The organism is Micromonospora endophytica (genome assembly GCF_003236305.1).
In the GTDB taxonomy this organism is placed as follows: Bacteria; Actinomycetota; Actinomycetes; order Mycobacteriales; family Micromonosporaceae; genus Micromonospora; species Micromonospora endophytica.
The window spans coordinates 1-405 of sequence record NZ_POTX01000549.1; the positions used below are offsets into that span (position 1 = coordinate 1).

1 pseudogene is annotated in these 405 nt (G+C 67.9%); it reads left to right on the top strand.

Annotated features, from left to right (window positions below):
- Positions 1-114: 114 nt before the first annotated feature.
- A pseudogene (locus C1I93_RS31045) lies at positions 115-405 on the top strand (GNAT family N-acetyltransferase); the annotation flags it as partial.

Genomic DNA, 405 nt, shown 5'->3' on the forward strand with positions numbered 1-405 from the left:
GGGTTCGTGCGGGTGGTGCTGTTGGTGGTGGTGTTGGCGTTGGTGGGCCGGCTCGGTTATGACCAGTGGGTGGCTGGGTGAGTGGGCCGGCCACCGGCGTGTGATCATCGACGGATGTCGGTGCGGGCGGAACATGATCGTGGGGTGCTGGCGGGGTTGTTGGGTCGGGATCCGCTGTTGCACGCCTACGAGTTGGGTGATCTGGACGATTTCTTCTGGCCGTACACCTCGTGGTTTCGCCGGGGTGAGGCGGTGGCGTTGCTGTATCACGGTGCGCGGCCGCCGACGTTGCTGGCGTTGTCGGGGCCGGCGGGTGTCGGTGAGCTGGCGGCGTTGCTGGGTGAGCTGGCGCCGGTGTTGCCGACGCGGTGTGACGCGCACCTGTCCCCTGGTCTGGAGCGGGTG